Source organism: Streptomyces sp. SID5643, assembly GCF_009872555.1.
In the GTDB taxonomy this organism is placed as follows: Bacteria; Actinomycetota; Actinomycetes; order Streptomycetales; family Streptomycetaceae; genus Streptomyces; species Streptomyces iakyrus.
This window is the reverse complement of record NZ_WWIC01000314.1, coordinates 35,356-43,219: the sequence shown is the minus strand read 5'-3', so window position 1 is coordinate 43,219 and position 7,864 is coordinate 35,356. Positions and strand designations below refer to the sequence as shown.

Sequence of the window (7,864 nt, the reverse complement as noted above, 5' to 3'; positions counted from 1 at the left end):
CGCCCGGCGCTGCCGCCTGCGGCCGCCCGCCGGCTCGCCATGCTGCTGGCCGACCACCCGGGCCCGTCCGGCGGCGGGCGGCGGGGTGCCGCGCCGGATCTGACGGAGCTGCTGCCGCAGTGGCTCGCGGTGGCGAACGCCCGTGGTTTCGCACCGCCACCCCAGGTGCTTCCTGCGTTGCTGGACGCGGCGCGGGGGCGCACCGACCTGCGTCCGGCGGCACTGGAGTTCGCGGGGCCGCGAGCCCTGTGGCTGGCCCGGCTGAACCCTGACTGGCGGTTCGCGCTGCGCGCGGCCCCGGGCGGCGGAGCGGCCCTGCCGCACCTCCAGGACGACGACGGGGTCCGGCGGCTGTGGCAGGAGGGACTGTTCGCCGAACGCGTCGCCTTTCTGTCCGCGCTGCGTTCTCGCACCCCGGCCGCCGCACGCGACCTGCTCGCGTCGACGTGGGGGACGGAACGGGCCGAGGACCGGCTGATGTTCCTCGACTCGCTGCGCGAGGGCCTCGGCCCGGACGACGAGCCCTTCCTGGAACAGGCCCTGGCCGATCGCAGCCGCAATGTCCGGGCGACGGCCGCGGAACTGCTGTCGGCCCTGCCCGGTTCGGCGCTCGCCGCGCGGATGGCGGTCAGAGCGGGGGCGTGCGTCGCCATCGACCACATGCGATCCGCCCGGCCCTCAGCGGCCGGGGGCGACCTGCCCGGGGGGACCCCGCAGACCACTCCGGCGATCGCCGTCGAGGCGCCGCACGAGTGCGATCCGGGCATGGAGCGCGACGGCGTCGTGGCGAAGGCGCCCGCGGGGCGCGGCGAACGGTCCTGGTGGCTCGGTCAGCTGGTGGAGGCGGCACCGCTCGGCACGTGGGCGCGGCGGCTCGGTGGGCGCACGCCCTGGGAGATCGTGGCGCTGCCGGTGGCGGACGGCTGGCAGGGCGAACTGCACGCGGCGTGGTGCCGGGCGGCGGTGCGCCAGCGGGACGCCGCGTGGTCACGGGCGCTGCTCGGCGATCCGTCGGCGCCGGAGGCGGGCGGTCCGGGGGCGGTGTCCCTGGCCGAACGCGCCAAACTGCTCGGCACGCTGGGCGCCGCCGAACGGGCCGAGTGGGTGGCCGGCTTCATCGCCGCGCACGGCTTGTCCGAGGCCTTCCAGCTGCTCGGGGTGTGTGCGGTGCCGTGGGCGGCGCCGCTCGGGCGGGCCGTGGTGGACGCGCTCAACATCGCTCGGGACGCGGGGAGCTATCCATGGAGTTTCAGCGGGGTCATGGGCTTGGCGGAGCGCTGCCTCGACCCGTCCGAGGCCTCCCGGCTCGACGCGCTGCTGGCCGTACCCGACGAACCGGAGAACGCGTCGCCGGGAGCCGGGGGCTATTGGGCGGAGGCCTTCCAGCGCCTGGTGACGACCCTGCGTCTGCGCGCGGCGATGGCCGAGGAGCTGGGAGCGGCCTGACTCCCGCCCGCGCCTCCGGGGCCGGGTGCTCTGCGGCGAACGGCTGCCGCCGGATGTACCGACGACCCGGGCGGCCGCCGGAGTCGGTCGCGACCGGCGGCCCGGCGAGTCAGCCTCTCCGACCCGAGGGCGCACCGGCTCCGGCCGGGGCAAGGCCCCCGGGCCGGTCCGCCGGAGGGCTACGCCTCAGCGGGCTGGCGGGCGTTCGTCCGGACCCAGTCCACGATCGAGGCCGTCGTCGCGCCCGGCGTGAAGATCTCCGCGACACCCTTCTCCTTCAGCAGGGGAATGTCCGCCTCGGGGATGATTCCGCCGCCGAAGACGAGGATGTCCTCCGCGTCCCGCTCCCGGAGCAGATCGATCACGGCGGCGAAGAGCGTGTTGTGCGCTCCGGAGAGGATGGACAGCCCGATCGCGTCGGCGTCCTCCTGGAGCGCCGTGTCGACGATCTGCTCGGGGGTCTGGTGGAGCCCGGTGTAGATGACTTCCATACCGGCGTCGCGCAGGGCACGCGCGATCACCTTGGCCCCGCGATCGTGGCCGTCGAGCCCCGGCTTGGCCACCACCACGCGGATCGGACCGGCTGCCACACCCATCACTGCCTCCATGAAGCGACTACATCCATCCGTACCGACAAGTACCGCACACATCGGGCAAGCCGTACACGCCGCACCGCACGGACACCCCTCCCCGAACCGGCCGGGCAAGTGAACGAACGTTATCTCCAGCATCCCGCAACCGGCAGTTTCGCGGTGGATACCGAGGGGGAAATCACACGATGGGACAAGCGCAAGGGGAGCCGCACCGAGGCAGCCGTACGACCGCACCGTCCACCACGGACCGCGGCAGCACGGCTCTTCGGCGAAAGCACGCAGGGCAAGCACCGCACGCACAGCACGCAGGGCAGACACGGCGTACCAGCGGGGAACCTCGTCACCCCACCGATCGGGGACCTCCGTCGCACCACCGGCGTCACACACGCCACACGCCGCGCTCTGCCCCTGCAGCTCACGCGGCTCACGCCGCTCACGCGGTCATCGCCGGCCGTCTTCGCAGCTGCTTTCCACGAGGGCACACGGGGGGCGGAGGCGTCCTCCCGCGTGCCGACAGGAGGTCGGCCATGAAGGTCACCAGGGCGGCTCTGCCCTTTCTTCCGTTCTGCGAGCGTCTGCTGCCGGGCAGACTGGCGGGACTTTCCCTGGCCCTCCTGAAGGCCACCGCCCTGGAGATCGCGATCCTGGCCGGGCACCTCCTCCTCTACCCGTCCGGCATCACCCAGGAGCGCCGCGCCCCCGTCCCGGCACTGCCGGCGGACGGCGCCGCCCAACTCCCCACGGAGGCCAAGCCGCCGGTCCTGCTGCTGCACGGATTCATCGACAACCGCTCGGTCTTCGTCCTGCTGCGCCGCAGCCTCGCCCAGCACGGCAGGCAGCAGATCGAATCGCTCAACTACTCGCCGCTGACCTGTGACATACGGGCCGCCGCCGAACGGCTCGGACGGCACATCGAGGAGCTCTGCGAGCGCACGGGGGCCGAGCGGGTCGACGTCGTCGGGCACAGCCTCGGCGGACTGATAGCGCGTTACTACGTGCAGCGGCTCGGTGGCGACACGCGCGTACGGACCCTCGTCACGCTCGGCACGCCGCATTCGGGAACCCGAGTGGCGCCCTTCGCCGACGCGCACCCCATCGTGCGCCAGATGCGCCCCGGCTCACCGGTGCTCGAGGAGCTCGCTCTGCCCGCCCCTGACTGCCGTACGCACTTCGTCAGCTACTGGAGCGACCTGGACCACGTGATGGACCCACTGGAGACGGCCTGCATCGACCATCCCGATCTGACGGTGCAGAACGTGCGCGTGACCGGCATCGGCCACCTCGCTCTGCCCGTGCACCCCGCCGTCGCCAACGGCATACGACAGATTCTGGACACGGCACACGCGGGTGAACCGTCCGCCGAACACACCGGCGGTCTGACGGTCGCCTGAGAATCGTCATACAGCGATCACTCAGCACCGAAGCACCGATCAACCTCGAACAAACTTCGAACACAGGGCCAAACTCGTGCCCGCCGTCCGCCAAAACACGGCCGAATGCCCGTTTCCTGCGCGCGCGAAACCTGCCGAAGATTGTCGTGCCCGCGTACCGCCGGGTACAGTCGCCGCACTGCTCTGGCAGCCCCTGTTGTCGAGGCGAAAGAGAAGTTGGTGAACGACCGTCACCCGTCGGGGACCATGACCCCGGCTCCGGCTTCCGACGCCGCCTCCGCGCACTACGCGTCGTACGGCACCCAGGAAGCCCAGTACGGCGACTTCACCACGTACGGCGACCACGCCGCCACCGGATTTGATCCCACCGGCACCAACGGCGCGGGTTTCGACGCCACCGGGCACACCACCGCGAGCTTCGCGACCGACCCGCTCTTCGGCGACATGCCGGGCAGCGGCCAGGACACGGGCAGCTACGACACCGGCCACTGGCCCACCGGCACGCACGAGAACGTGCACTACGACGCCTACGCGGCCCAGCACCACGCCGCCTACGACACCGGTGTCTACGACACGACCTCCTGGACGGCCGAGCAGCAGCCGATGTCGGCCATCCCGTCCCAGGCCCCCTCCCCCGACGCCACCGGGCAGTGGGAGTCCGGCGCCTGGCTCCAGCCGGACCAGTCCGGCAACCCCGCCGACCACACCCAGCATTGGGAGTGGGGCACTCAGTCCTTCGACACGGGCGCCTACGACGCCACGCAGTGGAACTCCGACGGCACCGCCGCACCGGAGCCCGACGCGTACGAGCACCCCGCCGAAACCTTCGACCAGCACGAGACCGCGACGTTCGAGCAGGTCGCCTACGACGAATCAGCCGAAGCCGGCTTCCACGACGCCGACGTGGAGGGCGATGAACCGGCCGCCACCGGTGAACTGCCCGTCGTCACCCCGCTCCTGGACGGCCAGGAGGACATCGCCCTCGCCCCGTCGGGGCGTGCGGCCTCGCGCGCGGCGTCCCGTTCCCGCCGCCGCACACCGCCCAAGCGCTCGGCGCTGATGACCATCGCGGTGCCCTCGGCCTGTGTGATGGGTGTCGCCGGGATCGCCGCCGCCTCCGTCGGCGGTCTCACCGACGACAGTGCCGCGGAGGCGCAGACGACCGCGGCGGACGTGCAACCGGTCAAGCCGGCGGCCGCCAACAACAAGCTGGACACCCAGCTGCAGAGCCTCTCCGCCGGTGCCGACGACTTCGCCGACCGGGCCAGCCGTACGCAGGAGCGCATCGACCTCAAGGCCCAGCAGGCGGCCGAGAAGAAGCGTGCGGCGGAGGAAGCGGCCCGCAAGGAGCGGCTGCGCCCCAAGTTCGCCCTGCCGGTCGCGCGGCACGGACTCAGCGCCACCTACGGCCAGTCGGGCATCAACTGGATGTCCCTGCACACCGGCATCGACTTCCCCGTCTCGTACGGCACGACGGTGATGGCCGCGACCGACGGCACCGTGCGCACCCAGTGGAACAGCGCGTACGGCAACATGATGATCGTGACCGCCAAGGACGGCACGGAGACGTGGTACTGCCACCTCTCCACCTACACGGTCCCCTCGGGTACGACCGTGAAGGCGGGCGATCCGATCGCCCGCTCGGGCAACTCCGGCAACTCCACCGGTCCTCACCTGCACTTCGAGGTGCGCCCGGCCGGCGGCTCGGCGATCGACCCGCTCCCGTGGCTGCGCAGCCACGGCATCGACCCGACGTAACGTCCCGCCTGCCCCGCCGGTCCGGCCGGCGGGGCCCGGGCTCACCTCACAGGGCTACAGCTTCTCCACCGGCGCGTACCGCAGCAGCAGCCGCTTCGGCTTGGTGTCCCCGAAGTCGATCGTCGCCTCGGCGTTGCCGCCCGTGCCCTTGACCGCGACGACGGTCCCGAGCCCGAACTGGTCGTGCGTGACGCGGTCCCCGACCGCCAGGGACACCACGGGCTTCTCCGAGGTGCGCCGCGTGGCGAAACCGGAGGCGCCCGACGCCGATGAGCGCGAGCGGGACGACGACAGCGAGGCCGCCACCGCCGAGACCGGCCCGGAGGACGCGGGCGCGGTCGCTCCCGTCCGCTTCCACTCCAGGTGGGCCGGCGGGATCTCCTCCAGGAACCGGGAGGGCGGGTTGTACGAGGGCTGGCCCCAGGCGCTGCGGAGCGTGGAGCGCGTCAGGTACAGCCGCTCCCGCGCACGGGTGATGCCGACGTAGGCCAGGCGCCGCTCCTCCTCCAGCTCCTTGGTCTGCCCGAGGGCGCGCATGTGCGGGAAGACGCCGTCCTCCATGCCGGTCAGGAAGACGACCGGGAACTCCAGGCCCTTGGCGGTGTGCAGGGTCATCAGGGTGATGACGCCGTCGCCGTCCTCCTCGTCGGGGATCTGGTCGGAGTCGGCGACCAGCGCGACCTGCTCCAGGAAGTCCGACAGCGTGGTCTGCTCGTCCTCGCCGCGCTCCTGCTCGAACTCCATGGCGACGGCGGCCAGTTCCTGGAGGTTCTCGATACGGGTCTCGTCCTGCGGGTCGGTGGAGGCCTGGAGCTCGGCGAGGTATCCGGTGCGCTCCAGCACGGCTTCCAGAACCGTGGCCGGTCCGGCGCCGGACTCGACGATGGTGCGGAGGTCCTCCATCAGCGTGTTGAACCGCTTGACGGCGTTGGTCGAGCGCGCGGCCATGCCGTACGCCTCGTCGACGCGCTTGAGCGCCTGCGGGAAGCTGATCTTCTCCCGCTGGGACAGGGCGTCGATCATCGCCTCGGCGCGGTCGCCGATGCCCCGCTTGGGGACGTTGAGGATCCGGCGCAGCGGTACCGAGTCCTCGGGGTTGGCCAGGACGCGCAGGTAGGCCAGGACGTCCCGGACCTCCTTGCGCTCGTAGAAGCGGACACCGCCGACGACCTTGTAGGGCAGGCCGACGCGGATGAAGACCTCTTCGAAGACACGGGACTGGGCGTTGGTGCGGTAGAAGACGGCGACGTCACCGGCCTTGGCCTCGCCGGCGTCCGTGAGGCGGTCTATCTCATCGGCGACGAACTGCGCCTCGTCGTGCTCGGTGTCGGCGACGTAGCCGGTGATCCGGGCGCCGGAGCCCGCGTTGGTCCACAGATTTTTGGGGCGGCGGGACTCGTTGCGCTCGATGACCGCGTTGGCGGCGCTGAGGATCGTCTGCGTGGAGCGGTAGTTCTGCTCCAGCAGGATCGTCGTGGCGTCCGGGTAGTCCTCCTCGAACTGGAGGATGTTGCGGATCGTCGCGCCGCGGAAGGCGTAGATCGACTGGTCGGCGTCACCGACCACGCACAGCTCGGCGGGCGGGACCTCGGCCTCGGGCGGTACGTCGACGGGGTGCTCGGAGGTGCCGACCAGCTCCCGCACGAGCGCGTACTGGGCGTGGTTGGTGTCCTGGTACTCGTCGACCAGGACGTGCCGGAAGCGGCGGCGGTAGTGCTCGGCGACGTCCGGGAAGGCGCGCAGCAGGTTGACCGTCGTCATGATCAGGTCGTCGAAGTCGAGGGCGTTCGCCTCGCGCAACCGCGACTGGTACAGGGCGTAGGCCTGGGCGAGGGTCTTCTCGAAGCCGTCGGTGGCCTGGGCGGCGAAGTCCTCCTCGTCGATCAGCTCGTTCTTCAGGTTGCTGATCTTGGCGCTGAAGGACTTCGGCGGGAAGCGCTTTGGGTCGAGGTCCAGGTCACGGCAGACCAGGGCCATCAGGCGCTTGGAGTCGGCGGCGTCGTAGATCGAGAAGCTCGATGTGAAGCCGAGCTTCTTGCTCTCGCGGCGGAGGATGCGCACGCACGCGCTGTGGAACGTCATGACCCACATGGCGTTCGCGCGCGGGCCGACGAGCTGCTCGACACGTTCCTTCATCTCGCCCGCGGCCTTGTTGGTGAAGGTGATCGCGAGGATCTGGCCCGGGTGCACGCCGCGCTCGGCGAGGAGGTGGGCGATGCGGTGCGTGAGCACGCGGGTCTTGCCGGAGCCGGCACCGGCCACGATGAGCAGCGGGGAGCCGGAGTGGACGACGGCGGCGCGCTGGTTGTCGTTCAGCCCCTCCAGGAGCGCGGCGGTGTCCACGACCGGGCGGGGCGCGCCGTCCCGGTAGTAGGCGTCCCGGTCCGGGGGCGCGTCGAACTTCCCGCCGAACAGATCGTCCGGAATCGGCTCCGGAACGTGATCGTCCTCGGGCGGCGGCGGGGGCTCGTCCGCGGGGCCCCGCTGGGCCTGGAGGTTCGCCAGGAAGCTGTCGTCAAAGAGGCTGCTCATCGCTCTCCGAGTCTAGGGCGCCCCACTGACAGCCCGCCGCCGCCCTGAGAACATCGCCGGGCGCGCGGGCCCCCCGCCGACCGGCCGGCGGCTCATTGTCGCCCTCCATGACCGCATGATCACGGCGTGCTACACCCCCCGCAA

The 7,864-nt window shown here is 71.5% G+C and carries 5 protein-coding genes; 3 read left to right on the top strand and 2 right to left on the bottom strand.

The genetic code is table 11. The annotated features are described in order from the left end of the window. A partial coding sequence (locus tag GTY56_RS33820) for a DUF5691 domain-containing protein (protein ID WP_161369104.1) occupies window positions 1-1,446 on the top strand: 1,446 nt, incomplete at its 5' end. Between the two features lie 179 nt (window positions 1,447-1,625). Here the strand turns inward: GTY56_RS33820 and icmB are convergent. After that, window positions 1,626-2,042 carry a coenzyme B12-dependent isobutyryl CoA mutase small subunit gene (icmB, locus tag GTY56_RS33815; RefSeq protein ID WP_161369103.1) on the bottom strand — a complete coding sequence of 139 codons (417 nt, stop codon included), beginning with the start codon at window positions 2,040-2,042 and terminating at the stop codon, window positions 1,626-1,628. A gap of 524 nt (window positions 2,043-2,566) precedes the next feature. Here icmB and GTY56_RS33810 point away from each other — a divergent pair. Further along, the gene (locus GTY56_RS33810) at window positions 2,567-3,430 is read left to right on the top strand and encodes an esterase/lipase family protein (protein ID WP_161369102.1); all 864 of its coding nucleotides are present in this window, start codon (window positions 2,567-2,569) and stop codon (window positions 3,428-3,430) included. Between the two features lie 105 nt (window positions 3,431-3,535). Further along, window positions 3,536-5,188, top strand: a complete 1,653-nt coding sequence (locus GTY56_RS33805) for a M23 family metallopeptidase (protein ID WP_161369101.1) — start codon at window positions 3,536-3,538, stop codon at window positions 5,186-5,188. Window positions 5,189-5,242: 54 nt separating this feature from the next. On the opposite strand, the gene pcrA is transcribed toward GTY56_RS33805, so the two are convergent. Further along, window positions 5,243-7,720 carry a DNA helicase PcrA gene (pcrA, locus tag GTY56_RS33800; RefSeq protein WP_161369100.1) on the bottom strand — a complete coding sequence of 826 codons (2,478 nt, stop codon included), beginning with the start codon at window positions 7,718-7,720 and terminating at the stop codon, window positions 5,243-5,245. Between the last annotated feature and the right edge of the window lie 144 nt (window positions 7,721-7,864).

Coding starts and splice junctions, on each gene's coding strand:
- icmB (WP_161369103.1), bottom strand. CDS start 2,042: ATGGGTGTGGCAGCCGGTCCGATCCGCGTGGTGGTGGCCAAGCCGGGG.
- pcrA (WP_161369100.1), bottom strand. CDS start 7,720: ATGAGCAGCCTCTTTGACGACAGCTTCCTGGCGAACCTCCAGGCCCAG.
- GTY56_RS33810 (WP_161369102.1), top strand. CDS start 2,567: ATGAAGGTCACCAGGGCGGCTCTGCCCTTTCTTCCGTTCTGCGAGCGT.
- GTY56_RS33805 (WP_161369101.1), top strand. CDS start 3,536: ATGCCCGTTTCCTGCGCGCGCGAAACCTGCCGAAGATTGTCGTGCCCG.